Annotated in this window: 21 protein-coding genes and 2 pseudogenes; 12 read left to right on the forward strand and 11 right to left on the reverse strand. The window is 60.8% G+C overall.

What is annotated here, in order from left to right:
* Positions 1-3: 3 nt before the first annotated feature.
* Genes GWG65_RS13860 through GWG65_RS13880 form a run of 5 tightly spaced genes read right to left on the reverse strand, consistent with a single transcriptional unit; the run spans position 4 to position 4521 of the window.
* Positions 4-786 (reverse strand): cyclase family protein, encoded by a 783-nt coding sequence (locus tag GWG65_RS13860; protein ID WP_275196147.1) that lies wholly within the window; start codon positions 784-786, stop codon positions 4-6.
* Positions 787-835: 49 nt separating this feature from the next.
* The gene (locus GWG65_RS13865) at positions 836-2077 is read right to left on the reverse strand and encodes an SDR family NAD(P)-dependent oxidoreductase (protein ID WP_275196119.1); all 1242 of its coding nucleotides are present in this window, start codon (positions 2075-2077) and stop codon (positions 836-838) included.
* Positions 2074-3252 (reverse strand): thiolase family protein, encoded by a 1179-nt coding sequence (locus tag GWG65_RS13870; RefSeq protein ID WP_275196120.1) that lies wholly within the window; start codon positions 3250-3252, stop codon positions 2074-2076. Before GWG65_RS13870 ends, GWG65_RS13865 begins: the two co-directional genes overlap by 4 nt.
* A gap of 25 nt (positions 3253-3277) precedes the next feature.
* Complete coding sequence (locus GWG65_RS13875; RefSeq protein ID WP_342760643.1) at positions 3278-3706, reverse strand: organic hydroperoxide resistance protein; 429 nt, start codon at positions 3704-3706, stop codon at positions 3278-3280.
* Between the two features lie 32 nt (positions 3707-3738).
* Entirely contained in the window at positions 3739-4521 is a 783-nt protein-coding gene (locus GWG65_RS13880) for an aspartate/glutamate racemase family protein (protein WP_275196121.1), read from the reverse strand.
* 620 nt (positions 4522-5141) lie between these two features.
* Here GWG65_RS13880 and GWG65_RS13885 point away from each other — a divergent pair.
* Genes GWG65_RS13885 through GWG65_RS13900 form a run of 4 tightly spaced genes read left to right on the forward strand, consistent with a single transcriptional unit; the run spans position 5142 to position 9871 of the window.
* Positions 5142-6305 (forward strand): ABC transporter substrate-binding protein, encoded by a 1164-nt coding sequence (locus GWG65_RS13885; protein ID WP_275196122.1) that lies wholly within the window; start codon positions 5142-5144, stop codon positions 6303-6305.
* A gap of 46 nt (positions 6306-6351) precedes the next feature.
* Entirely contained in the window at positions 6352-7395 is a 1044-nt protein-coding gene (locus GWG65_RS13890; protein WP_275196123.1) for a branched-chain amino acid ABC transporter permease, read from the forward strand.
* Entirely contained in the window at positions 7392-9161 is a 1770-nt protein-coding gene (locus GWG65_RS13895) for a branched-chain amino acid ABC transporter ATP-binding protein/permease (protein WP_275196124.1), read from the forward strand. The genes GWG65_RS13890 and GWG65_RS13895 overlap by 4 nt, the downstream gene beginning before the upstream one ends.
* Positions 9158-9871: an ABC transporter ATP-binding protein gene (locus tag GWG65_RS13900; protein ID WP_275196125.1), complete on the forward strand. Its 714-nt coding sequence runs from the start codon at positions 9158-9160 to the stop codon at positions 9869-9871. The genes GWG65_RS13895 and GWG65_RS13900 overlap by 4 nt, the downstream gene beginning before the upstream one ends.
* 368 nt (positions 9872-10239) lie before the next feature.
* Here the strand turns inward: GWG65_RS13900 and GWG65_RS13905 are convergent, their stop codons facing one another.
* From GWG65_RS13905 to GWG65_RS13915, 3 genes are all read right to left on the reverse strand, one after another.
* Entirely contained in the window at positions 10240-10458 is a 219-nt protein-coding gene (locus GWG65_RS13905; RefSeq protein ID WP_275196126.1) for a hypothetical protein, read from the reverse strand.
* Positions 10459-10684: 226 nt separating this feature from the next.
* Complete coding sequence (locus GWG65_RS13910) at positions 10685-11248, reverse strand: hemerythrin domain-containing protein (RefSeq protein WP_275196127.1); 564 nt, start codon at positions 11246-11248, stop codon at positions 10685-10687.
* A 305-nt stretch (positions 11249-11553) separates the two neighbouring features.
* A complete protein-coding gene (locus GWG65_RS13915) occupies positions 11554-12708 on the reverse strand; it encodes an acyl-CoA dehydrogenase family protein (protein WP_275196128.1) in 1155 nt (384 codons plus the stop codon).
* A gap of 116 nt (positions 12709-12824) precedes the next feature.
* On the opposite strand from GWG65_RS13915, the pseudogene GWG65_RS13920 reads away from it, so the two are divergent.
* Positions 12825-12923 (forward strand): annotated as a pseudogene (locus GWG65_RS13920) (LysR family transcriptional regulator); the annotation flags it as partial.
* Between the two features lie 591 nt (positions 12924-13514).
* Here the strand turns inward: GWG65_RS13920 and GWG65_RS13925 are convergent.
* Together GWG65_RS13925 and GWG65_RS13930 are read right to left on the reverse strand one after the other, a co-directional pair.
* A pseudogene (locus GWG65_RS13925) lies at positions 13515-13700 on the reverse strand (hypothetical protein); the annotation flags it as partial.
* A gap of 648 nt (positions 13701-14348) precedes the next feature.
* Positions 14349-14630: a hypothetical protein gene (locus tag GWG65_RS13930; RefSeq protein WP_148741513.1), complete on the reverse strand. Its 282-nt coding sequence runs from the start codon at positions 14628-14630 to the stop codon at positions 14349-14351.
* 234 nt (positions 14631-14864) lie between these two features.
* Between GWG65_RS13930 and GWG65_RS13935 the strand changes: the two genes are divergently transcribed.
* From GWG65_RS13935 to GWG65_RS13960, 6 genes are all read left to right on the forward strand, one after another.
* Entirely contained in the window at positions 14865-15053 is a 189-nt protein-coding gene (locus GWG65_RS13935) for a hypothetical protein (protein ID WP_275196129.1), read from the forward strand.
* Positions 15054-15949: 896 nt separating this feature from the next.
* A complete protein-coding gene (locus GWG65_RS13940; RefSeq protein WP_275196130.1) occupies positions 15950-16852 on the forward strand; it encodes an MOSC N-terminal beta barrel domain-containing protein in 903 nt (300 codons plus the stop codon).
* A gap of 191 nt (positions 16853-17043) precedes the next feature.
* Complete coding sequence (locus GWG65_RS13945; protein WP_148741510.1) at positions 17044-17421, forward strand: group 1 truncated hemoglobin; 378 nt, start codon at positions 17044-17046, stop codon at positions 17419-17421.
* Between the two features lie 689 nt (positions 17422-18110).
* Positions 18111-18332, forward strand: coding sequence for a hypothetical protein (locus tag GWG65_RS13950; RefSeq protein WP_275196131.1), 222 nt, complete (start codon positions 18111-18113; stop codon positions 18330-18332).
* A gap of 158 nt (positions 18333-18490) precedes the next feature.
* The gene (locus tag GWG65_RS13955; protein ID WP_275196132.1) at positions 18491-18958 is read left to right on the forward strand and encodes a metallophosphoesterase family protein; all 468 of its coding nucleotides are present in this window, start codon (positions 18491-18493) and stop codon (positions 18956-18958) included.
* Between the two features lie 256 nt (positions 18959-19214).
* On the forward strand, positions 19215-19640 hold the full coding sequence (locus tag GWG65_RS13960; RefSeq protein ID WP_275196133.1) for a PRC-barrel domain-containing protein: 426 nt from the start codon (positions 19215-19217) through the stop codon (positions 19638-19640).
* Between the two features lie 861 nt (positions 19641-20501).
* Here GWG65_RS13960 and GWG65_RS13965 read toward each other — a convergent pair.
* A complete protein-coding gene (locus tag GWG65_RS13965) occupies positions 20502-20702 on the reverse strand; it encodes a DUF6494 family protein (RefSeq protein WP_007595394.1) in 201 nt (66 codons plus the stop codon).
* A 293-nt stretch (positions 20703-20995) separates the two neighbouring features.
* On the opposite strand from GWG65_RS13965, the gene GWG65_RS13970 reads away from it, so the two are divergent.
* A complete protein-coding gene (locus tag GWG65_RS13970) occupies positions 20996-21970 on the forward strand; it encodes an ABC transporter substrate-binding protein (RefSeq protein ID WP_275196134.1) in 975 nt (324 codons plus the stop codon).
* The last annotated feature ends 598 nt before the right edge of the window (positions 21971-22568 follow it).

The raw sequence follows: 22568 nt of genomic DNA on the forward strand, positions 1-22568 counted from the left end.
GTTTCAGGTCGAGGAGACCAGCGCGATCACGCGCAGCGGGCTGCCGGAACCGTTCTGGATTTTCAGCGGGGAGGCAATGATGACGGCGCCGGTGGCGGGAAGCTGATCCAGGTTGCAAAGGCACTGCAGGCCATAGCGGCCCGCGCCGTGGAGGAAGTGATGCGCGGGATAAGGCGGCTCGAAATGTCCGGCCTGTCCCGCATCCGTGCCGATGGTCTCGGTGCCAAAGCCGATGATGCCGCGCTCCTCCACCAGCCACTTCATGACGGCCGCGTCGGGACCCGGCGTATGCGCGCCGTCGTCCCTGAGACTGGAATAGTCGCGCCAGCCCTTCTTGGACCAGTCGGTCCGCAGCAGAACCCAGTGGCGCGAAGGAATTCGCCCGTGCCGTGTTTCCCATGCTTCGACGATCGGCATGGTGAGCAGGAAGTCCGGATCCTGCGCCGCCTGCGCGGAGCAGTCGATGACACAGGCCGGCGCGATCATGTCCTTGGGCGGCATGGTATCGACCGCGTTGTTGGCAAGGTCCTTGCCGGTGAACCAGTGGATCGGCGCGTCGAAATGCGTGCCGGTGTGCTCGCCGAAGGTCACGTTGTTCCAGTACCAGGCTGGGCCGCGCGCGTCATAGCGCGAGATCTCCTGGATGCGCACCGGTGCCGCCTGGCCGAATTCGGGCGGCAGCACGATTACGGGAAAGTCGGGACTGAGCGTGAAGCTCAGGTCGATGACGCGCACCGCGTCCGAAGCGATCGCACCCGCCAGTTCCAGGAGAGCCTTGCCTTGCAGAGCCTTGCCTTGCATTGTCGCGTCCTCCAGCTTGATCGAAATGAGCAACTTAGCGGTCGAGCTCGCGCTCGAGCGCTTTCGGATTGGCCGCAAGGCGCTGCCGGATCTCCTCGGCGACGTCTCCGACATACATCTCTTCGAGTCCGCCTTTGAGCCCGGATACGACCGCCTGCCCGATTGCACGCGGCGCCACCTTCGGCGGCGGCACGGTCTGAAACCACTCGGTATCGACGGGGCCGGTGAAGACGTTCATCATCTTGATGCCGCCGGGCCGAAGTTCGGCACGAAGACAGTGCGAGAGCGACAGGCAGGCGGCCTGCGAGGCCGAGTAGGCACCGAAAGCGGGCCAATTGGCCAGCGCATAGACCGAGAGGATGTTGACCCAGGCGACGCTGTTGTTGATGCCGTCTGCTCCGCGCATCCGCATGATCGGCCCGAAGGCCTGCGCGAGATTGATGAAGCCGAGATAAGCCTGGTCGACCTCGTCGCGCGCGATGCTCGTGCCTTCGCGATCCAATAGACCGCCCGGCCTGACATACTCCGTCGTGTTCACGAGGATGTCGACCTTGCCGCCGATGTCTGCGGCGAGGTTTCTGGTCGACTTTTCATCGGCAGCGTCGAGCGATACGAGCTCGATCCCGTCCTGCCCCTGCAAGAGCTTCTCGCCGGCAAACGGCCGCCATGGCTCTGCGATACCGACGAACACCGTCTTGGCGCCGGCGACCTTGAGCGCCAAGGCAGCCTCCCGGCCGATTGCGCTGCGGCCGTTGGTCACGAGCACCCGTCGAAACCTGGGATCGGCGGTCATTTCACGCCACTGCTTGTCGTCTGCCATGTTGGGGGTCTCCCCTTCGGGTCGGGCAAAGGTCACCGCCTGGCCGCTCTTGTCGAGCTGGAACGACATTCGGACGGGAGCGCCCTCGACACAGTCGCCGTGGAGATGCGCCACGATGGTCGGGCCGCAATCCATCTTGACGAGCCCGATGCGCCAAGGCGCCCGCTCGCGGAAATAGACATCGCTCGGCACGTGCGCCGTGGTCTCGGCCAGCAGCAGGCCGCGAGGAGGCGCATCGACGAAAGCGAGCGCGTCCGACAGGCAACAAGGGCACGCCTCTCGCGCCGGATAGGTGAAGGCGCCACAGCCTTCACAGCGCTGAAGCATGAAGCGCCCTTCGGCAGCCGCGCGCGTGAAGCCGTGCGACGTCCTGCTGCGCGCTCGCGGCGGCGACGTCGGCAGGCGCGTCCGCAGCAGCGGATTCTTGCGCCGTGGCGGTTCAATCGGATCGATCATCGCGAAGTCCCGGCAAAGATCGCGGCGCCGGACGCAAGACCGCGATCATAGTTGATCATACCGAAGCCGGAGGCCAGGCAGAGATCTGCATCCCTGACCTGCGTCGGCCCTGCGGTTCCCAAGACCTGGCGCAGCCCTTCGACGAGACCCAGATAGGCGCCGGCTGCACCGGCCTGACCGACCGAGAGTTGTCCGCCCGACGTGTTGTGCGGAAAGTCGCCGTCGATGGTGAGATCGTGCTGACGCACGAACTCGGCCCCCTCCCCTTTGCCGCAGAAGCCGAGATCCTCGAACTGCATCATCGTGATGACGGGATAGTCGTCATAGGTCTGGACGATATCGAGATCGTCCGGCTTTACGCCCGCCATCGCGTAGAGCTCGCCGATATCCATCGCCCAGCCGCCCCGCACCTGCATCGGATCGTCGGCGAAAGCGTTGTGCCGCTCGATGGTCGACAGCAGTCTTGCGGCCGGCAATCCAAGCGATGCCGCGGTTTCATCCCGCATCACGAGGAAGGCCTCGGCGCCGGCGCAGGGCATGACGCAATCAAAGAGATGAATGGGATCTGAAATCGGACGCGCTGCCAGATACTGCTCGATCGACAATGGCGTCTTCATCAGCGCGTGCGGATTGCGCAAGGCATTGGCGCGTTGGGCCACCGCAATCCTGCCGACGTCCGCGCGCGTGACGCCGAAAGCCCGCATGTAGTTGCGCGCGATCAGTGCGAAGCTCGAATTGGCACCGCCCGCACCGTAGGGATAGACCGCATCCTGGTTGAAGCGGGAGAAATTCTCGAGCGTCAAGCGGAAGGAATCGACATGGTTGGTGTCGCCTGCGACGCAGGCGACGATGTCGGCATCGCGCGCCTGGACCGCCCGTGCCGCCTTGCGCAACGCGGCGATGGCGCTGGCGCCACCGAGCGGGATTGTATCCAGCCATCGCACGCAAAGACCGAAATGCTGCGTCAGACCGATCCCGCTGTCAGGCCCCAAGGTGAAGCTGGACACGCAGAGACCATCGATGTCGGAAACCTTGATCCCGGCTTGCGCAACGAGCGCGCTCAACGCGCGACCGATCCACCACTGCGCGCTATCGATGGAGTAGCGCACATAGGGTATCGTGACGGGAGCCGCCATCACGATGCCGTCATAGGGTGTACGCAGCGAAGTCGTCAACGCTCGCCCGCCATGTCCATCCGCCTCAGATCACCGTCAACTTCACGTCGATATTGCCGCGAGTCGCGTTTGAATAGGGGCAGCGCTCGTGCGCGCCGGCAACGATGGCTTCCGCGACCGGCCTCTCGACGCCGGGCAGACTGACCTTCAGTTCGACGGCCAACGCATATCCGACGGGCACGGGTCCCATCGCCACCCTCGCGGTCACCGAAGGCTCGGCAGCCGGCACCACCTTCCTGGTTCGCGCCACGAGCTTGACCGCACCGAGAAAGCACGCGGCGTAGCCGGCCGCAAAGAGCTGCTCCGGGTTGGTGCCCTCGCCCCCGGGGCCGCCCAGCGATTTCGGCAGCGACAGCGACACCGACAACAGCCCGTCCGCGCTCGCGGCCTTACCATCCCGGCCTCCCGTAGCCGTGACTTCGGTTTCGTACAGGATCTTCTCAGGCGTCATCATCGCGTTTTCTCCAAAGACCAGTGCATGCGGCGCTAGCCGTGGTTGCGCGCGAGCAGCGCGCGGAAATCGTTGCGTGCCGCGGCGCTGGCCCGCTTGAAGCTGGGCCCGCGGCTTGGCTCGGTGCCGTTGAGACGCCTGAGCTGCACCCACATCTCGGCGCTCTTCAGCGCCACCGCCGCGCAGTTGACCACCGGCGCGTGCCCGACCTTCAGGCCGTGCTCCCGCCCGATCAGCAGGCCGGGCAACACACCGGCGGGAATCACGACGTCGGCACCGCGCTCGACGAGCGGCAACGCGCAGGCGACGAAATCGTCGATCATGCGGGCGTGCGCGGCCCGATCGCCCGCGAAGGCACTTGCGAAATCCTCGGGTTTGCAACCGAGGCCCGTCACGTGAACGACGCGGTCGCCGAGGCCGTAACGCTCGGCCTGCTCGTAGTGCCAGACTTCGAAGACGGGATCGAGCGTGACCAGACCGAGCCGCCGGCCGAGCTGCGAGGCGGCAAGCAGCGTCGCCTCGCCCGTCCCGATCACGGGAATATCGAGCGTCGCGCGAAGCTCATACAGACCCGGATCCTGGAAATGCCCCATGACAAAGGCATCGAAGCCTTGCTCCTCCGCCGCGATGCCGTTGTCGATGGCCTGCACTGCACAGCGCAATTCGGCAAGCCTGCCGAACTCCCGATCCGGCGGCGAGATGCCCTCGACATGGACGGTCGTGCCCTGCGCCGCGATGTTGTTGAGGTATTCCGACAGCTGCGCCATGTAGGGCGCGTTCACACTCGCATCAACGAAGCTTTGCCAGAAGATGCGCATCGTCCTTTTCCTCGAGCGGGTATTGGAGGATCGGTAGCCGGACTGTCGATGCGAATATTTCAACCATAAACTAATTGGTCCGTCAAATGTGTGCGGCGCACCCAAGCGAGTGGTCCAGCACTCCGCAGCCGGCATGCTCATTTTGAGGGATAAGAAAGCCCATAAATTGGCTCGTACTGCCAGAATTGTATGCACCAGCATTTTTTTGAAGACGGCCATCACGTGCTGTTGACGCGCCCGCCGAATATACTTTAGGCTTTAAGTAATACCTCGCCAGCCGACCCTGGCCGCCTGACAATGATGTTGCAGGGCACCGTTCTTGAGAGACTTGATCGTGTGGGCAGTCTTTGGAGCTGGACGACCGGCGGCAGCGTCCTCGGCGGCGCTGCGCGGTCCGGCCATCGCATTGTCTGCACTTTCGCGATATGGGCGGAATTCGCGCGGCAGCGCAGACCTTCAACGGCAAGCGTCGGCATGATTGCGCCGCGCACCAGACAAACTCTTCTCAGTCGCGCCGATGTTCGGCGCTGCAGCAATGTTTTCGATCAGCTTGTTCGCGGTTCGGGTTCAGGCCCGGCAGCTTCCAGTCATTCGCACCTAAATCAACGCAGGAGAAGGCAATGCGCAAGACCCTGAGCTTCAAGACCCTGAGCTTATTGACACTTGTGGCTGGCGTCGTCGTCGCGCCGGCGGCGCGGGCCGACATCACCATCGGCTTTGTCACCTCGCTGAGCGGCAACGGCTCGTCGATCGGCATCCCTTACGGGCGGGGCATCAAGGCAGCCTACGAATACAGGAAGTCAGTCAATGGCGAGACCATCCGCCTGATCCAGCTCGACGACGGGTCCGATCCGTCGGCTGCGACGCGTAACGCGCGCAAGCTGGTGGAAGAAGAGAAGGTGGACCTGCTGATCGGCACGGCAACCGCGCCCTCGACAATCGCCATGGCGGCAGTGGCAAGCGAATTGAAGGTGCCGATGATCGCGGTCTCGCCGATCGCCAAGTTGCCGGACTCGCCGGAGCAGTGGGTGATCTCGGTGCCGCAGCCGGCTTCCCTGCTCGTCAAGATCATCGCCGATCGCATGAAACGCGATAGCATGAAGAATATCGGCTATATCGGCTTCTCGGATGCATGGGGCGACCTCGTCTACAACGGCGCCAAGGCTGCCGAGTCGACCGACGGCATCAAGATCCAGACCAACGAACGCTATGCCCGCACCGACACTTCGGTCACCGCGCAGATCCTCAAGGTCATGGCCGCACGGCCGGACGCTGTGCTCGACGGCGGCTCCGGCACGCAAGGCGCGCTTCCCCTGCTCAGCCTTGCCGAGCGGGGGTTCAAGGGTAATACCTACGGCACGGTCGCACTGGTCAATCCGGATTTCGTGAACGTCGGCGGCAAGGCTGCCGAAGGCATTCAGGTGTCCGCGGGTCCGGTGATCGTCGCCGAGCAGCTTCCAGACGAGCACTTCGCCAAGAAGATCGCGCTGGATTTCCGTGCCATCTACCAGAAGACTCACAACATGCCGACGACGGACGGCTTCTCGGCCTACTCCTTCGACGCCTGGCTGATCTTCTCCAACGCGGCCGAACGCGCGCTCAAATCCGCAAAACCCGGCACGGTGGAATTCCGCACCGCGCTAAGGGACGCGATCCTCAGCACCAAGGAGCTGCCCGGCGTGCATGCCGTCTACAACTTCAAGCCGGGTTCTGCGACCGGCGTCGATGAGCGCTCGCTCGTCGTCGTGCGGCTGAGCGGCGGTGCCTGGAAGTACGCGCCGTAAGAAAGGACCAAGGGGCGGACAAACCAGAAGGGGGAATAGCGTCTCAATGACGAGCGATATCGCAGCCATTCTTGCGATCGACGGCATCGCCACCGGCGCGGTCTATGCACTCGTGGCGATCGGAACCGTCCTCATATTCACGGTGACGCGTGTCATCTTCATTCCCTTCGGCGACATCGCGGCGTTCACCGCGCTGACGCTCGCGGCCCTCGATGCGAAGCGCTTTCCGGGGACAGGGGCGCTGGTCGTCATCCTGGCCTGTCTGGCGGCCCTGATCGAGATCATTTCACTCGCGCGCTCCGGCGAGCTCCGGCTTCTGCCGCGCGCGCTGTCCTTCTATCTCGTGCTTCCGTTCGCCGTGGTCGGCGTAGCCTGGCTCGTCATGCGCATGGATCCTCCCCTGGCCGTCAGGCTCGTGCTCGCGCTGATGCTCATCGTGCCCATCTCCCCGCTGCTGGATCGGATCGTCTTCCGCCCGATCGCCGACGGCACCGTGCTGCTGTTGCTGACGGTGTCGGTGGCGCTGCATTTTGCATTGGTTGGACTGGGTCTGTTGTTCTTCGGCCCCGAAGGCGTCCGCACCGAGCCGTTGACCTCCTTCTCGACGGAGTTCGCCGGCGTCCTGATTTCGGGCCAGACCTTGCTGATCGTGATCGCAGCGCTGGTCTTCAGCGGTCTGCTCTATCTCTTCTTCGACTTCACGCTGGTCGGCAAATCCCTGCGCGCCACCGCCGTGAACCGGACCGGCTCGCGGCTGATGGGAATACGACCGGAGCGCGCCGGCACGATCGCCTATCTCCTGGGCTCCCTCATGGCCGGCGTATCGGGCATCCTGATCGCGCCGGTCAACACGGTGTTCTACGATTCCGGCTTCCTGATTGGCCTCAAGGCCTTCGTCGGCGCCATCGTCGGCGGCATGACGAGCTATCCCGGAGCCGCGATCGGCGCCGTCGGCGTCGGCATCCTCGAAAGTTTCGCATCCTTCGAGAGCAGCGCGCTGAAGGACGTCATCGTGTTCTCGCTGCTGATCCCGATCCTGATCTGGCGGTCCCTCGCATCGCTGCATTCCGAGGAGGAGATCGAGGAATGACGCGCCTTCACGTTCAGTTAGCCGCCGCCGCGGCGGTGTTGTGCCTCGCGGTGGCTCCCTTCGTCCTCAGCCCGTTCAGCATCACGTTGATGAACTACATCGGCATCTATTCCCTGGTCGCCATTGGGCTCGCGCTGCTCACCGGCGTCGGCGGCATCGTGTCGTTCGGACAGGCGGCATTCGTCGGGGTTGCGGCCTATGCGACAGCGTGGGTCTCGGCGCTGAACGGGCATTCGCCCTGGCTCGGCCTGCTGTTCGGCGTGGCTTTGACCTGCGGCGTTGCGACCATTCTCGGTCTCGTCACCCTGCGGCTTCAGGGGCACTTCCTCTCGCTCTCTACCGTGGCCTGGGGCCTCGCGATCGGCTTCCTGTTCGGCAATGTCGAGGGGCTTGGCCGGTTCAATGGGATCTCGTCGATTCCGCCGATCAGCCTCGGATCGCTTGCCCTCGTTTCCAGCAAGCAGATCTATTTCCTGATCTGGGGCATCGTTACCGTCGTCCTCTTCCTTGGCTATAACCTGCTGGACTCCCGGCTTGGCCGCGCCATGCGCGCGCTGCGCGGCGGCAATACGCTGGTCGAAAGCCTCGGCATCAACGCCTTCCGAATCAAGCTCGTGACCTTCGTGATCGCGGCCTTCCTGGCCTCGCTCTCCGGATGGCTGTACGCCCACATGAGCCGCTTCATCAGCCCCGGCCCGTTCGACGCCGGCATGGGCATCGAATATCTGATGATGTCGATGGTCGGCGGCGCCGGCAGCCTTCTTGGCGGCGTCGTAGGGGCCGCGGTCGTTACCCTGCTCAAGAACAGCGTGCAGGACTATCTGCCGCTGATCGCCAAGGGCGCGTCCGGGCAGCTCGAGATCGTCGCCTTCTCCGCACTGTTCATCCTGTTCCTGCAATGGGCGCGGCAAGGCATCGTGCCGTTCGTTGCGCGCTCCTTGCCGAAAACAAGGCGCGCACGGCCGCAGCCCGCGCCGCCGCTGCCCCGCCGCGCGCAACCCGCGCCGGGCGAACTCCTCCTGAAGGTGGACGGCGCCGAGCGCCGGTTCGGCGGCCTGGTCGCCGTCAACAATGTCAGCTTCGAGGTGCGGTCAGGTGAAATCCTCGCCGTGATCGGCCCGAACGGCGCCGGCAAGAGCACGATGTTCAATTGCCTCACCGGTGCACTCCGGGTCAACAAGGGCGATATCGTCTTCGCCGGACGCCCGATCACGCGCGAGGCGCAATCGCGCATCGCCAGGGCCGGGATCGCGAGAACCTTCCAGCACGTGAAGCTCAGGCCGCGCATGAGCCTTCTTGAAAACGTGATGCTCGGCACTTATGCCCGGACCCGCGCCGGCCTGTTCGCCGGAGCTTTCCGCATCAACCGGCGCGAGGAGGCCAGCGTCCGTCACGAGGCGCTGATGCAGCTCGAACGCGTTGGGCTCGGCGAGAAGCCGTTCGAGCTCGCCGGCAACCTGCCGCTCGGAAATCAACGCATCCTGGAGATCGCGCGCGCGCTCGCCGCGGATCCGACCCTGCTGGTGCTCGACGAGCCCGCTGCAGGCCTGCGCCGCCAGGAGAAGCTCAGGCTGGCCGAGCTGCTGCGCTCGCTGCGGGCGGATCACCTGACCATCCTGATCGTCGAGCACGACATGGAGTTCGTGATGTCGCTGGTCGACCGCATCGTCGTGCTGGATTTCGGCTCGAAGCTGTGCGAGGGCGCGCCGGCTGCAATCCGCAGCGACGCACGGGTGCAAGAAGCATATCTCGGAGGCGTCGCGTGAGCTCGATGTTTTCCCTGTCGGACGTGACCGTCTGCTACGACAATGTCGATGCGGTCCGCAATGTGTCGTTGTCGGTCGAGGAGGGACAAATCGTCACCGTCATCGGCCCGAACGGTGCCGGCAAGACCACGCTGCTGATGGCCGCAATCGGACTGCTCTCTTCGAAAGGCCGCATGGTGTTTCAGGGCAGCGACATCGGCAAGATGTCGGTCGAGGATCGCGTCGAACGCAGATTGTGCCTGGTCCCGGAGAAGCGCGAACTGTTCTCCGACATGTCGGTTGCCGACAATCTCCTGCTGGGCTCCTACAGCCTGCGCGACCGCTCCGGAGTTCAGAAGACGCTCGATGAGGTCTATGGCCGCTTCCCCCGGCTGAAGGAGCGGCAGCGCCAAGCCGCCGGCACGCTCTCCGGCGGCGAACGCCAGATGCTCGCACTCGGACGCGCGCTGATGGCCAAGCCGAAACTTCTCATGCTGGATGAGCCCAGTCTCGGCCTCGCACCATTGATCGTGCGCGAGATTTTTCGCACCATAGCGTCGCTGCGCGATCTCGGCGTGTCGATCCTGCTGGTCGAGCAGAACGCCCGCGCCGCGCTGGAGACGGCGGACTACGGCTACGTTCTCGAGACCGGCGAGATCGTGCAGTCAGGCCCTGCCAAGGACCTCATCCACGATCCCCGGTTGATCACGGCCTATCTCGGCGGCCACTAAAATCGGTTTGGATCAGGCTCGGCGAGCCTCACAATAAAAAGAGCGAAAACAACCCCATGCACAGTAGCCGGTGACAGCGATATCAATGGCTTAACGCCCGGCAACTGCGGATTTTACGAAATCAGGTTGATCCGTCGGGCAAAACAGTGGCAGGATGCCATCATCGCAGCGCATGGATGGCCGATGGCTTCCACCTCCAACCCAGGCATCTCAGATTTCCGATATGAACCGCCAAGGGGATCAGCAAGCTGAAGTCCGCCCGTGACAATTGGGAACGATGGAGCATCCCCTCACCCGGTGAAACGGCGTCGCTTGCGCCAAGATGACGCCAACGTTCATTGCGCGAGCTTCTGTCTCGCGTTTTGCGTTTAGGACCACGGCGGCTCTTCGCTCGCCCCGGGTGCCTCGTGGTTGATCGTGACACCCGCCGAACGCAACCCGGTCAGCAATACAGTTCTCACAGAGGCACGATCAAATCCAATATCCTTGGCGTTTGGTGGATGTGCTTCGGTGTCTTTCAATCGGAGCGCCAAGTGCAATTGCTCGCAAAGGTGCTGAACGACGAGATTGACCTGATCGTCAGTCATGATTGGCTTCTCCTGCTACCTTTTTTATCCAACTAGGTAGCACACATGAAAATAGGCGGTACGCGATTGGACTGCCCCAAGATCCAACCCCAACGCTCATGGGCGGGCCGGCCCACCCAATCGTCCGTCTATCGTGGCACACCGGAAGTTACCAGCGGCGACGAGAACGACGCCTCTGACCCCTTTCGGATATTGAGCCCGATCAGCGCAATGCAGATGAGCTCGACTAGTGTCGTTCGGCTTCGGCTTCTTGTTCCAACTGCAAGATGCGCTCGCGTAGCGCGTCGAACGTCTCTTCGGCTGCCTCGCTGAACAGCGGATCCTCAGGATTGGTCATAGCCGAAGCGATCTCCGTCCAATCTTGGGGCTCGAGAGCCTTCAGGGCGGCAGGAAAAAAATCGCGATCTTCCATCATGATGTGGCGCCGCTCGTGCTCTATGAAGTCACGAACGATGGCATGCACTTCCTGCCGAAGGAGTTCGCGACCCGCGAGAACACTGTCGACCGCATGAGCGACGCGGCGCAAACGTTCGGCCCCTCTTTGGTGTTCGCGAGCGAGATCACCGATCTTCGCTGCCGCACCGGGATCGCGAATCTTTAGCTCAGCGAAGACCAGGTCTTCCTGAGGGTGGTGGTAAACCTCCGGATAAAGCTCGAAGTAGCTAATAACCGCGCCAATAACCTCATAGTCGGGGCGGTCGCCCCGGTCGAAAACCTGAAGTTCCCGCTCAAGGATGGCGAGCAGTTTCTCAATATTGCGGTGCTCTTGGCTTAAGCGCTCAATGATCATTGCTGCGATTCTCAGGCGACCGATTGAGAGGTTCAGAAAGCTTAGCCCCAAGTCGCCTCAGCTCTTTGCGCTAAATCAAGTTCCGGACGGAACAATGGTGCGCCATCCTCCTGTTCTACGTCACTTACTTTGCCAGTGGCGCGTCATGAACGGGAAGGTCTGAGTTTGGCCCGAAGGCGAAGATCGCGATAGCGTCTCGCACGTCGGTTGTCGAGGTGAGACCGGACGTTGCAGAGGCGCGGCCAATTCGACGCGAATGACCCAGAACGGACATGCGGACACCGTTCGGCTTTAGCGACGGCCCCCTAAAATCGCATGGCACCTGGATCAAGACCGAGATGCAATCGGCCAGCGACGATGTAGCTCTGAGGGCTTACAGCGATATGTTTCACGGCGGCATTGATGTCGCGTCCGGCGCGTTCCAATGCGCTGTTTTCGAAGATTGCGCTTGCACCGGCTTCCGAAGTGAGCATTTGCACGATGCTTGAGGATCCTTCCGCGGCGTATGCGCAAGCGATCCGCAAGCGCGCGCGGGCTCGCTGGAGGTGGTCGCGATCGTCGTCCAGAACGGCAAGTAGCCCAGTCATTGCTTCGGCAAGGAATGCCCGGGCAGCACCGAGAATGGCTTCTGCCCGACCAAGCGCCGACTGCACCATCTCGCGATCCATCAGCAGGATACCCTGTCGGGCCCTTTTCTGCGTGGCCGACTTCGTGAACGCCGCCATCACACCACTCGCGATCCCGAGCGGTGCGCCGGTAATCGACCATGGAAAGATCGACAGGCCCGGTATCCGGTAAATTGTCCCCGGCTGCGTGGGCGCGGGCGCGATGAAGTCGTGGGTATGCTCGGCGGCTACGAAGGCGTCATTCACCTCGAAGTCACTACTCCCGGTGCCGCGAAGCCCGGAAACATGCCAAGTGTCATGAATTGTCACTTGGTCGCGCGAGAAGTAGTAGCATCTCGGGGGGCGGCTAATGTTGTTGCCGTCACTCACGGCAGCCAGCCCCATGAATCGGGTGGCATGACTGGCCCCGCTGCCGAACGGCCACCGTCCGGTAACGCTATAGCCGCCCGCGACGGGTGTAGCCGAACCAACCGCGCCAGTGGCGCTGACGACGAATGCGCAAGGGTCCGCAAACCATTCACGCGCAATGGGCTCGGGCAGATATCCGGCGATGCGGCTCATGCCGCCGCCATTTGCCACGATCCAACCGATCGAACCTTCGAGCGCCGAGGCGGCCTCAACCACTTTCATGAACTCTACGGGGGATAATTCGGGGCCTCCCATCGCCGCCGGCAACCACAGACGAAACAGCCCGGCGTCCGTCATCGCTCGAAAGACGACTTCCGGAAGCCTGCGGTCGCGATCAAAGGACGCACGGTGCTCCTCCACCAACGGGGCAAGCTTCTCGATGGCGTCGAGGTGTCCTGCAATCCGGGAGGGTGTTATGGCCAACATGTGATCCTGTCCCGCGGCGAGAGGGCGAAGCGAGGCGATAATCGGCGATGGCGCAGGGTCGATGCAATGTCGAAGATTCTCAGTTCAGATGAACCAAATTCATCTACACCTCGCGAATGCGGAAGCTTCCTCTACTTGCAGAACTACGTGCGTTTGAAGCTGCGGCGCGGTGCCTTAGCTTTAAGCTGACGGCCGCCCAGCTCGGGGTGACGCCATAGCAGTCTCATAATGCTTGACCTCCTGACTTCCGTTGTTGGCCCTGAGCTACCTCTCTGTCTTTAGGCTCTGGGTTCGGCTTGCTGGGTACGAACGGACCAAGGATGAATATCGCCGCGACGCCCGCTGTGGGGGCGGGAATGGACAGGTATCGGTCAATGAAGCAGAAAATTGCTCTCACGTGCATGGTCATCATAATCGCGGTCGGAGCTTACTTTCTGTACGACGACTACGCTAAATGTCAGCAGGAATACCATCGCGGCTGCACCCCAGAGGTCGGCAGTGGGCCGGTCTCAAAATGACGTGTGCTGCGGGCAGCGTATTGGGGAAGATTGAGGCCACCTCAGTTGGCGGGCCTCGTGCATCCGGCGCCGACAATTCCGCTTGTGGCCCATCAGCGAAGTGGCAGCACGCCGCATCGAGGTCCGTTCAATGAAGCATAGCGGACTGAATTTGCTCGCGTTGAGTTTTTCGCGTTTTGACCCAGAGCAGACAACTCACCGCGTGCGCGAGTGATGGGTCTTGGCATCCTTTTCTCGAAAAGTGACTGCAAGCAGCCGGCGACGCGAAATCCTGGTGCATCGCGTGGCTCACCAGGCGTACCTGACCACACCCTTGCCGGCGTAGGAGCGGGTGACGTCGGAGAACTCGCCCTCGAAAGTGCCTGCCGCAGACCAGCCGTTCTTCCACTTCATCTCGACCGAGGCCGTGGTGAGCGCGGAATCGGCGACCTGCGCCGCGCCGTTGACCACGAAGGATGCCCCCGGCAGCGTCTGGAGCTCGCCGCACAATCCTGCTTGTCGGCGATCTGGCAATGGCCCGTCGAGCGCGGCGAAATCATCACCGATACGAGTTTCGAAACGCGTATCCGGGTTGTGGTGGATCAGTTGCTGACCTTAATCGGTGAAGGGCGCTCAATCGAAAACCTGCATTGCCATTTCATCGAACGGGGCAGCAGTGCTGGCTTGAAGAGCATCGCCGCCAGTCACATGTTATCACATGTTATGAGGATCGGGGATCGTTGGCCCGATACACTGGCAACGCACCCACCGCCTCATTGAAGGTCGCGTGCGTCCAAATAAGAGCGAGCACGGGCTGCGTTCGAGCACCGCTCGACGCAGTACCTCTACGCAAATGCAACGGCACGAACCGCCGAGGGAGACCTTGGCGGCTTTTTGCGTGTGGCCAGAGCGCAAGAAACGGCACCTGTGGTCTTGCACTCAGATACGAGTTAGGCCGCCTTTTCGCTGCCATCTCTCTTGGCCTGCGGCGGGCGCTTCGGCTCAAGTTGCGTTTTGCGGACAGCCTCCGGTCAACATCTCGCGAAGCTCGGCCTTGGTCTTTGGGGGGCGTTTAGGTGGTTGCATTGGGTCACGGACACTATGTGGGGGATGCCAACGAGGAAATTTGAACCCTGATCCAACTTACATCTCTTCCGAATTGTTGTCCTCTTTGAAGATCGTTTGCAGCAAGCGCCATAGCTCGCGGTGACCAGCAGTTTGACCGCCCTGCTTGAGGTAGTCAGCGATATCCATCGTTGATGATTGGATCTCAATCGTGCCAACAACGCTGGCATCAAAATGCGCCACCTCGCGCTCGACGTATAAATTCTTTGCGTCGGTATCGAAAACGAGTGTGCAACGATCCGCGTGGGTGACCTCAGGGCCTGTCACATGACGATATAATTCGCGCTTTAGGAGAGCCATCTTGTGCTCCTGTCAGAATCGCTGACTAATCAACCCGGCTCAATCATACCAATCCTAACGATCACGCGGCAGCGTCCTGGCCTCCTCGAACAACTTCCCTCGCGCATAACCCATCGAGACCGCTGCCTTTAGTTTCTCCAGATCGGTTTCGAGATAGTGGTTGGCGACGATCAGCGCCTTGTCTCACGGGTTGAAATCGACGCAATATGCACCGGTGGGGATAAGGAGGCCAACATGCCAGAGCCCCATGGCGATATTGATTATACGGTCCATGTGAATCAAGGAGAGACGACCTTTCGCGCCAATACTCCTCAGGGAGAGGAGTTTCTTGGTGGTCCCGAGCTGACCTTGTCGAATGAGGAAGCGCATACCTTCATTCAGGACGCCCGAGCGAAGGGCCTAACGGTCAAGCCGTTTTTCTAATGGATCGCGCCGAGTTGAACGGCGATATCGTCCCGGCCAAGTCACCAGACTATGGGATTTGCGGATTTACACCGCGCAGGGATCGAACTCTGTAGCCACTGACAGAATGCGAGGCCATGGCCGCAACGGACCGAGCGGCTTTGGGAAATCGGTGATATCGTCGAGGTGTTGAAAGCGTGGGAGGCCGCCCAAGTGAGGTGGTCTAAGCTGGGAGGAAGGCCATGGAATGGTTCAGCCAGAAAACATCGATAGCGGGTACCCAAATTTCCAATTGGATACTCGTTCTAGCGGCTCTCGTCGTAATCTGGATTATCTATCGCGCTGCAGCGTGACGATGGCTGCTTTCCCCCTACGCCGTTGCTCACGCCGCGCGGATCTTTGGAGGCGAGGCGCTTGTCGGTGAACTTCGCTCCGCCGTAGCAGGCGATGACATCGCAATCGGCAGCGTGTCTGATCGATGTCTGCTCTCGGAGGTAATACAGACATTCCCGTTTCAAGGGCGTCACGGGAGCCGTCGAGGCTAGACCGGACATCGGGAAGACGCGAGCAAATCGACGCGAATGACCCACAAGAGACATCGCGGGGCGCCCCCGAATCATTTGAGTGGGCTTATTCGACGTTCCCGATCTTTATAACCTCCGCAACTAATCGCCCCCACTTGGGCAATTTGGTGCTATACGCCCTAGGCGGGCCGAGCAACGTCATCGCGTGTTCTTTCTATGTCAACACTATCGAGCCGAAAAAGGCATCAAGGTAAACTACGCCGTAGCGCATGATTAGAGCCCTCAGCTTAGGGCGTTGAATTGCAGCCTGGCATCCGCCCCAAGACGTAAGCGGCGTCCACTTTCGATGTCAGAGCGAAATTGTTGTCCTCAATCCCGGTTTAGGAGGATCACATGGCAATCGGTGCAATAGTTGAAGACGTTGGCTCGGTAGCAACGCTGTGGAGGTTTCCGGTAAAGTCCATGGGGGGCGAACAACTCAATGACGTGGAAGTGACGGAACGAGGAGTCTTGGGTGACCGCGCATATGCGCTCATCGACAGGGACACGGGCAAGGTTGTGAGCGCGAAGAGCGTGAGGCTCTTCCCCAAGCTACTCGACTGCAAAGCAGTCTTCGTCGAGCCACCAATCCGGGGCGGCGATTTACCACCGGTGCAAATTCAGTTTCCGGACAGCACGACCGTAAGGAGCGACTCAGGTGAGGTTGACCGCGTGCTGTCAGCGTACTTCAAACGTAACGTTACGCTTGGGCGGGTAGCGCCAGATGACTTTACCATCGACCAGTACTACCCCGACGTAGAGGGCGCAGACCCCGCGGGCAACAGAGATACGGTTGTCGCGCAGAAGCTTGGAGCAGCTCTTTTTGCCGAGCTTGGAATGGAGTCCCCGGTCCCTGTCGGTTCTTTCTTCGATGTGTTTCCGCTCTCCGTCCTGACGACGTCGACGCTAGCGCAACTAGACGAGGTTCAGCCCCAGAGCCGCTTCGACCAGCGCAGGTTCCGCATGAACGTGATTGTCAATACCGAGCGCCCCGGATTTGCTGAGAATGACTGGGTCGGTCACGAACTCGGGCTCGGTAAGGGGGCGCGCCTCAAGGTGGCACTCCTCGACCCGCGATGTGTGATGACGACGCTTGCTCAGGACGGTCTACCGCAGGATACGGATGTGCTCCGGGCACTCGTTCGCAACAATCGGATGCAAGTTGGCGATCTCGGCCAGTTCCCTTGCGCTGGTGTGTACGCCGTGGTCGCGGCGCCGGGAACGGTTCGGATTGGTGATCGCGTTGTACTCAATTGAGCCTAAAGGGGTTGTGCCCGGCGCTGTTTGTTGCAGTGCGGATGCCGCTTACGGCAGCAATCGAAGCAACACCAGACGTCCCCTGCAGAGCGCGGAATCAGCGTGGATGACCCGGGTTGATTCCAATGAAAAGTTCGGTCGGTATAGGCAACCCAAAGGCGTAGTTGGCCTGCTACGGTAGGAGGACGCAAATGAACAGCGAGACGAAGACCCTTTACGAGCGCCTAGGTGGGTGTGACGCCATCACGGCGGTGGTGAATGATCTGCTGCCAAGGCTGCGGGCCGATCCGCAACTCGGCCGCTTCTGGGCACATCGCGGGGAAGACGGTATCATGCGCGAGAAGCAGCTCCTCATCGATTTCCTCTGCGCGAGCGCGGGCGGACCGACGTACTACCGGGGCAGGGAGATGGTGCTCACGCACCAAGGTATGCGTATCAGCGAGAGCGACTGGAACGTGTTCCTCGGTCATGCGGCCGGCACCTTGGCGAAGTTCCAGGTGCCCGAAGCCGAACAAAGCGATGTAGTCGCGTTTGTCCAAAGTCTCAAAACAGAGTGCGTTGAATGTTGAAGGGCACCTCGTCCCTTCCGCTCTCGGTCCATAACTTCGACTAAAACCGCCAAGGTTGCTCGGCACCATCTTCCCGCCGACGCTTCTCGCCCGCGCCGGCAAGGTCATCAAAAAACTCGCTTCGACCCGTGCCATTATATTTCTTGCAGCGCATGAGTCGGCAATTGGCCCAACGCGGAAGTTCTGCAACGGAGGCCCTTTGCGCCGATATCGGGAGTATAGCGGACGTCTGCGCCGCCTCCGATTTATGAGTACGCGCCATAGCCCGCCGGGCGGTTATCACATGAAGAGGATGACCACTTCTAGCCAACCAGAGTGTACAGACCGGTCACGGTTACGCCGAGACATACGTCCGCCATGAGGTCTTCTCAGGGGAGTTTGAAGGGTCTGGCCGGCACTCAATTTCCATTCAGGCTGCTCTCCGATGGGGTCACGCGCTGCCTGGCATCGTTCCGGCAACGCAGACTTGCTGAGCGGTCGAGGCAGCCCGTCTGACCCGTTTTCGGTAAGGCGCCGAGCGAACGGAACGATAGCGCGACAACATCTTTGAGTCGTTAGACCACCGCCCGCCGTTTGAGTACGGCGCCTGTAGCGGATAGCCAAAGGCTCAAGGGCCCGCTGTTCAAAAACATGCGCTCGCGCGGATAGCCAAAGGCGGTGGTCCTGTTCCGAGCGGTGAAAGAATCAGCTTGAAGAAGCCGGCAAAAACGCGGGAAGAGCTCGAAGCGGCGATCAGGCTGGAGATGGAAGAAATCTGCGGGTTGCCGACGGATATCGCCGTTTCGGTCGTCCCCTACGAGGACACCTGGAAGGTCGAGATCATGACAAATGGACCACAAGATGCGGGACGCACCGACATGATCGAAGCGATCGCGGGCAGGCTACGCATCCAGTTCGACCTGAAAAGCTGATCCGCGGCGGCTTTCGCAATTGGATGGGCAGGCCATCGCATGAGAGTGAAAGATTACAGAATATTCTAGCTGGAAGGAATGCTGTCCGAGCTACGTGGCGGAACAGCTCGCGCGTCAATGCCGGCGCCGAATATCTTCTGCTTCTACCGGACGCTTCGATGACCTTCACGATCGGAATCATCTCGGATACGCACGGCCTGCTTAGGCCGGAGGCACTTCGCTTGCTGGCCCAGGTCGACCACATCATTCACGGCGGCGACATCGGCGATCCCCAGATCATCACTGCGCTGCGGAGAATTGCCCCCGTAACGGCGATCAGAGGAAACGTGGATACGGGCGAGTGGGCCACCGAATTTCCCGAAACTGAGTTCGTGCGCCTCGCCGGACGGCTGTTCTACGTTCTGCATGACCTCAACACCCTGCAGGTCGATCCCCTAGCCGAGGGCATCGATGTCATTGTTTCCGGCCACTCCCACGCGCCGAAGATGAACAGCGTCGACGGCTTGCTTTACGTGAACCCAGGAAGTGCAGGGCGCCGACGCTTCAAGCTACCGATCACGCTTGCGACCCTCGAAGTCACGCTCGACGGACTGAAACCGATCATCCACGATCTTGAAGTCGGATAGGCCGAGCCGCCGCACGTCCAGTCAGGCGAAACTTTGGCTATCCGGAACAACGTGTTGGAACGCACGTATCCACCCAAGGCAATCTCGCATTACCATGTTGAGATTGCGCCTCGTGTGCATGAAGACCGAAATGCTTATCGATCCCTCCACTCGCAAGGCCTGGCGGCCTCGGCGCTGCGACATGTTCTCCTAAGGCGAGAACGCGCTCGGAGCGGCCGAGTTAGGCCGACAAACCACCTGTGAAGGAGACAAAGTCATGGCCCGCGCAACAGTACATCCGGATCATCAATGCATCTCAAGCGAAGATATTCAGGGAACCGAGGTGTATGGAGCAGATGGAAAGAATATCGGTGAGATTGATCACCTCATCATCGACAAGATGTCAGGCCGCGTGGCTTATGCCGTCATGAGCTTCGGGGGATTTGTCGGCTTGGGTCATAGCCATTATCCCATTCCCTGGGGCGCTCTGACATATGATACCTCGGTTGACGGTTTTCGAACCAAGATCACCGAGCAACAACTGAGAGACGCGCCTGAGTTCAGCGATGACTCGTGGCAGGATCGAGACTGGGAAACGCGAACCCACCGGTATTATGGGACGCCAACCTACTGGGAAGGGCGAGGGGCTTATGACGCCAGGCGGCGCACAGAAATTTCTAATCGTGAGTGCCAGCTGAGTTGATCGGCGGCCCTCACTGTCGGATTTGATCCTGCCGACTGACGCTAGCGTTGTTCTTGTCGCAAGGTTTGGTGCTGATCTCAAAGGGAGCCCATTGAAGTGGTTCACCTTGCGGCGAGGCTTCTCGATGGGGTAGCTTTCGATTTTCGGCACCTGCGAGCCGCGGATATCCTACCGGTGAGCATCAGCCATTTCGCTGCCCGCTCGTCATGCTTGGAAAGCACCAACCCATGGGTAAACCGTTGGGATACGGGGAGCTCCGAGACGCCGCCGCTGCCCCCGTTCGCGACGTACTGATTTCGAGGGCCGCCAGTGGGCGTTCTAGAGCCGTACTGCGCGGTACAGCGCATTTATTTCTTCAACAGTATTCCCATCGTGCGCGCCATTCGCCTCACTGATCCAGCGTAGCGGCCCAGTTCGGCGGCTATCTTCGATGCGCCAACGCCCTGTCGGGCGAGCTTGACCAATCGCTGGATCTCTCGCTCGGCCCATTGCTTCGGCTTCGACGCTTTCATGGTACGGCACACTCAACCTGCCGCCCTCCCTACCAGTGAGCCTGGTCGCCGACACTTGGGAAATTTACGGGTGGTGCCTGCCACCACGAGGCTCAACATTGCGGCGGCTTTGCCGCTCGAGAGATTGGGCGTGTGCGGCGTCTTGGTTTCGCGAACTCTATTAGGGACCGGATCGGTGCACGGATAGTTGGCGTGGGGCGCGTAGGTAGGTCCGCTATCGAAGGTAGATCGGACCTGCGGTATGCGAACGCCGGGCCGCCGCTTTTGACCCAAAGCAGTCGTTGCTGGAAATCAACAGGATTGAATGCTCCACCAAGAGGGCGGCAATGCCGGGGCAGCCGGGACATCGTCAGAGTGCGATTGTTTCCTCGACTACATGTTTCAGCGCCGTCCCCTCAGCGGACAGGGTCATTCGCAGTTTGAGCTTGCCACCTTTCACCGCCCCGCTACGCACTAGGTTCTCAATTTCACGCTGCGATGTAACTCCGACATGCTTCAGAAATTTACGGATAGCCATATTGAAGCGGTCTTCATCGAACTCGGCGGTCATGGCTGTTCTCCCTGATCGGTCAGGCGATGTCTAACACGAGGCGAGCAAAGACCCAACATCGAGGCCCAACTCGCGTCACCGCCGACTTCCTCAACCTGATTGCCTACAACGTCGGCCCGGAGCTGAAGACTACACCCGAGGCTGCAAGGTCGGCCGTTTGAGGTGGACCGGACACGGCTGGCGCTGTCCCCGACCGCCGCTTGTGACCCATATGCGACCTCTGGGGCGCTTACAGCGTGAACCGGGGCTGTTATATTGATAGCAGACTTACGCCATCCCGAAGGGGTCAGCAGATGAAACGACGCGAGTTTGTTTCTGCTCTTGGTGGCGCGACGGTGTGGCCACTGGTATCGCGCGCCCAACCGACGGGGAAGGTCTATCGAATCGGGATACTGGAAACCGTATCGGCGGCACAGAACGCCGCCAATATCGATGCGCTGCGTAACGGGCTACAGAAACTCGGCTATGTCGAAGGGCAAAACCTGATTGTCGAATACCGATCGGCGGAAGGTCACGCCGAGCGCTTCCCTGATCTTGTGTCTGAGCTCGTTCTCCTCAAGGTCGACCTAATTGTGACGAGAGGGACACCTGCCGTTCAGGCGGCTAAAAATGCAGCCGGAGCCATTCCAGTGGTTATGGCGGCGATGGGCGCACCGTTTCTCGTCGTCCCCAGCCTCTCTCATCCCGGCGGTAATGTCACGGGCATGACGACCTTCAGCGAAGAGTTGATAGGAAAACGGATCGAACTCCTTAAAGAGCTGGTTCCGAATCTCTCTCGTTTGGCATTGCTTCACAACATCGGCAATCCCATGGGGCCGCCTGAATGGAAGGAAATGAAGACGACGGCGGACTCGCTTGCGCTCAAAACCGAGTTGTTTGACGTGCGTCATGAGGAAGACCTGCGTAGCTCATTCGAAGCAGCGGTCCAGCACCATAGCGACGCGCTTCTCATTGGCGCAGACGGCCTGACCCAGGCGTACCAACAAACCATCATTGACTTGGCCGCCCGGTATAGGTTGCCGGCAAGCTATCCTTCGCGCGATTTTGTGGAAAACGGGGGATTGATGGCGTACGCGGTAAACTATCCCGATCTGTATTTTCGGGCTGCAAGCTTTATCGACAAAATCCTTAAGGGCGTGCGACCCGCCGACCTTCCCATTGAACAGCCCACCAAGTTCGAACTCACCATCAACCTCAAAACCGCCAATGCACTTGGGCTCACTGTGCCGCCAACGCTGCTCGCTCGCGCCGACGAGGTGATCGAATAGCGAGCCCGTTGCTGCGGTGCATGAGTCCGATTGTGGCCCTGAGCTACCTCTCTGTCTTTAGGCTCTGGGTTCGGCTTGCTGGGTACGAACGGACCAAGGATGAATATCGCCGCGACGCCCGCTGTGGGGGCGGGAATGGACAGGTATCGGTCAATGAAGCAGAAAATTGCTCTCACGTGCATGGTCATCATAATCGCGGTCGGAGCTTACTTTCTGTACGACGACTACGCTAAATGTCAGCAGGAATACCATCGCGGCTGCACCCCAGAGGTCGGCAGTGGGCCGGTCTCAAAATGACGTGTGCTGCGGGCAGCGTATTGGGGAAGATTGAGGCCGCCTCAGTTGGCGGGCCTCGTGCATCCGGCGCCGACAATTCCGCTTGTGGCCCATCAGCGAAGTGGCAGCACGCCGCATCGAGGTCCGTTCAATGAAGCATAGCGGACTGAATTTGCTCGCGTTGAGTTTTTCGCGTTTTGACCCACAACGGACATCCGCAACGCGACCTCTGAACAAGAACCCTTGCTTGACAGAAGTTCTTCGGGCCGAGCAAATGGAATGCGAACAGTCCGCTCCGGGGCTCCCCATGAATCCCTTGCTT

This window comes from Bradyrhizobium sp. CSA207 (assembly GCF_029051685.1).
In the GTDB taxonomy this organism is placed as follows: domain Bacteria; phylum Pseudomonadota; class Alphaproteobacteria; order Rhizobiales; family Xanthobacteraceae; genus Bradyrhizobium.

Excerpts from the sequence above, each read along its gene's own strand:
- GWG65_RS13865 (WP_275196119.1), bottom strand. The coding sequence starts at position 2,077 with ATGATCGATCCGATTGAACCGCCACGGCGCAAGAATCCGCTGCTGCGG.
- GWG65_RS13960 (WP_275196133.1), top strand. The coding sequence starts at position 19,215 with ATGGCCCGCGCAACAGTACATCCGGATCATCAATGCATCTCAAGCGAA.
- GWG65_RS13905 (WP_275196126.1), bottom strand. The coding sequence starts at position 10,458 with ATGACTGACGATCAGGTCAATCTCGTCGTTCAGCACCTTTGCGAGCAA.
- GWG65_RS13890 (WP_275196123.1), top strand. The coding sequence starts at position 6,352 with ATGACGAGCGATATCGCAGCCATTCTTGCGATCGACGGCATCGCCACC.
- GWG65_RS13910 (WP_275196127.1), bottom strand. The coding sequence starts at position 11,248 with ATGATCATTGAGCGCTTAAGCCAAGAGCACCGCAATATTGAGAAACTG.
- GWG65_RS13955 (WP_275196132.1), top strand. The coding sequence starts at position 18,491 with ATGACCTTCACGATCGGAATCATCTCGGATACGCACGGCCTGCTTAGG.
- GWG65_RS13930 (WP_148741513.1), bottom strand. The coding sequence starts at position 14,630 with ATGGCTCTCCTAAAGCGCGAATTATATCGTCATGTGACAGGCCCTGAG.
- GWG65_RS13875 (WP_342760643.1), bottom strand. The coding sequence starts at position 3,706 with ATGATGACGCCTGAGAAGATCCTGTACGAAACCGAAGTCACGGCTACG.
- GWG65_RS13895 (WP_275196124.1), top strand. The coding sequence starts at position 7,392 with ATGACGCGCCTTCACGTTCAGTTAGCCGCCGCCGCGGCGGTGTTGTGC.
- GWG65_RS13880 (WP_275196121.1), bottom strand. The coding sequence starts at position 4,521 with ATGCGCATCTTCTGGCAAAGCTTCGTTGATGCGAGTGTGAACGCGCCC.
- GWG65_RS13970 (WP_275196134.1), top strand. The coding sequence starts at position 20,996 with ATGAAACGACGCGAGTTTGTTTCTGCTCTTGGTGGCGCGACGGTGTGG.
- GWG65_RS13885 (WP_275196122.1), top strand. The coding sequence starts at position 5,142 with ATGCGCAAGACCCTGAGCTTCAAGACCCTGAGCTTATTGACACTTGTG.
- GWG65_RS13915 (WP_275196128.1), bottom strand. The coding sequence starts at position 12,708 with ATGTTGGCCATAACACCCTCCCGGATTGCAGGACACCTCGACGCCATC.
- GWG65_RS13965 (WP_007595394.1), bottom strand. The coding sequence starts at position 20,702 with ATGACCGCCGAGTTCGATGAAGACCGCTTCAATATGGCTATCCGTAAA.
- GWG65_RS13935 (WP_275196129.1), top strand. The coding sequence starts at position 14,865 with ATGCCAGAGCCCCATGGCGATATTGATTATACGGTCCATGTGAATCAA.
- GWG65_RS13945 (WP_148741510.1), top strand. The coding sequence starts at position 17,044 with ATGAACAGCGAGACGAAGACCCTTTACGAGCGCCTAGGTGGGTGTGAC.
- GWG65_RS13940 (WP_275196130.1), top strand. The coding sequence starts at position 15,950 with ATGGCAATCGGTGCAATAGTTGAAGACGTTGGCTCGGTAGCAACGCTG.